Source organism: Campylobacter sp. US25a (genome assembly GCF_004379075.1).
Lineage (GTDB): Bacteria > Campylobacterota > Campylobacteria > Campylobacterales > Campylobacteraceae > Campylobacter_D > Campylobacter_D jejuni.
In genome coordinates this window covers 1-1,941 of the sequence record NZ_RYYM01000040.1, presented here as the reverse complement: position 1 = coordinate 1,941, position 1,941 = coordinate 1, and the positions used below count along the sequence as shown (strand labels likewise).

At 26.4% G+C, this 1,941-nt stretch carries 4 protein-coding genes; all 4 read right to left on the bottom strand.

From position 1 onward, the window contains the following. Positions 1–389, bottom strand: a 389-nt coding sequence (locus ELQ12_RS09520) for a hypothetical protein (protein WP_134264742.1), incomplete at its 3' end; no start/stop codon positions are given. Positions 390–440: 51 nt separating this feature from the next. Continuing rightward, positions 441–995 carry a hypothetical protein gene (locus tag ELQ12_RS09515; protein WP_134264741.1) on the bottom strand — a complete coding sequence of 185 codons (555 nt, stop codon included), beginning with the start codon at positions 993–995 and terminating at the stop codon, positions 441–443. 14 nt (positions 996–1,009) lie between these two features. Next, a complete protein-coding gene (locus tag ELQ12_RS09510; protein ID WP_002871073.1) occupies positions 1,010–1,396 on the bottom strand; it encodes a hypothetical protein in 387 nt (128 codons plus the stop codon). Beyond that, positions 1,386–1,941, bottom strand: a 556-nt coding sequence (locus tag ELQ12_RS10500; RefSeq protein WP_208379402.1) for a hypothetical protein, incomplete at its 5' end; no start/stop codon positions are given. The genes ELQ12_RS09510 and ELQ12_RS10500, both read right to left, overlap by 11 nt.

Below are 1,941 nucleotides of genomic sequence, written 5' to 3'. Positions count from 1 at the left end.
ATATATTTATCTCTTTGTTTATCATGTTTAATACCTGCACATAAAGGTTTAAGTGCTTCATCATACCAAATCACTTCCAACTTTTCTTCTTTGATGATTCTTAATGCTACTTCTTTTCCATTTCTCATTGAATAGTCTTCATCTACACTAAAATATTTTTGTTTATAATTCATCTGCAACATTTTATCAATGGCTTCTTTTTCACTATCAAAAGAATACTCAAGTTCAACACCGCCCCTTTCTCCAATATAAACAGCTTCGTATTTATTATTATTAGGATTAAACCAAATTGTAAAATGATATTCTCCTGCTGTATAATCATAATCACGCCAAGTTACATAGATTAACTTTTCTTCTTTTATAATTAATTCTGCTTGTTCTCTTGTCATTTTCTATCCTTTATTATGGTATTTGTTTGATAAAACCTAACCTTGAAACATTTACACAAAGCTAATTCTATTTTGTTTAATCATTCTAGCACGATTGATAAGAGCATAAAGGGCTTTACTTTCATCATTATATATTTTTCCTTCAAATTCTTCATCCCCATCAAACTCAATACTTTTCCATTCTATAATTTTTGCTTTAGCATTAGTGATAAAAGAAATATATTTATCTCTTTGTTTATCATATTTAATACCTGCACATAAAGGTTTAAGTGCTTCATCATACCAAATCACTTCTAACTTTTCTTCTTTAATGATTCTTAATGCTACTTCTTTTCTATTTTGCATTGAATAGTCTTCATTTACGCTAAAATATTTTTGTTTATAATTCATCTGCAACATTTTATCAATTGCTTCTTTTTCACTATCAAAAGAATACTCAAGTTCAACACCGCCCCTTTCTCCAATATAAACAGCTTCGTATTTATTATTATCAGAATCAAACCACATAGTAAGATGGTATTCTCCTGAATGTTTATAAGAAGGATACCAATCTGTATCAATCAACTTTTCTTCTTCTATAATTAATTCTGCTTGTTCTCTTGTCATTTTTTATCCTTTATTTAATCCATAAAATCTATATTAAAATACTTACAAGTTAAAGTAATATATTCTAAATCATTATCAAAATATATGCTTATCAACATCTCTTCTTCTTTTTCAATATAGCCTGTTATATCATCCCAATTATTTCTTATTAAATCGATAAAATTAGCTTCTAATTGATTAAAATTTTTACAATATGATTTTGAGTGTAGTAACTTATAATCATAAAAAACAATTTGCAAATCTTGTATATCTTTTTTCTCTGATTTAAAAAATATTTCTAAAGTTTTTTCATTTGTTATGATAGAATAAACAAAAAAGTCATTTTTCAAATCTATTTTTACATCTTTAAGATAAAATTCTCTTTTAAATAAACTTCCATGCTTTAAATTCTCAAATTTCATTATTTTGCCTTTTTAAATAATTTTCTACAATATCTAAATCTTTATGAGATATTGGCTCTACTAAACCCTGTGACATTCTATACTTTGTTGGATCTTGAGGATTTATATGTTTAGTATATTCTATTTTATGAGGCGTATCAATTATTTTCTTTGATGTCTTCTCATAATGTGGTTTACCATCTAAATCATATCTGGTGAGTTTATCTTTTGTCTTTATAGAAACACTATTATATCCTCCATTTAAAGTATTTTTTATTTCCATGGCTCTTTGTTTAATGTTTAAAATAATCTTACCATTTTCACCAATATAATCAGGACTTCTAGGTTTTGGAGTATCTTTAGGCCATATTCCATTATGTTTATAAAGATGAACTTCTTTATCGCTTATCTTATCATTTTTATTTTCATTTTCCAAATATAAAAGCATTTTTGCTTTCTCTTTGCTTCTTTGTGCCGCTCCTAATTTACCTCCTATCCCTTCCCATCTTATCCTATCAAATTTAATCTTAGCAAGAGGACTAGCTTGTATTTTAGCTAAAGCAAAT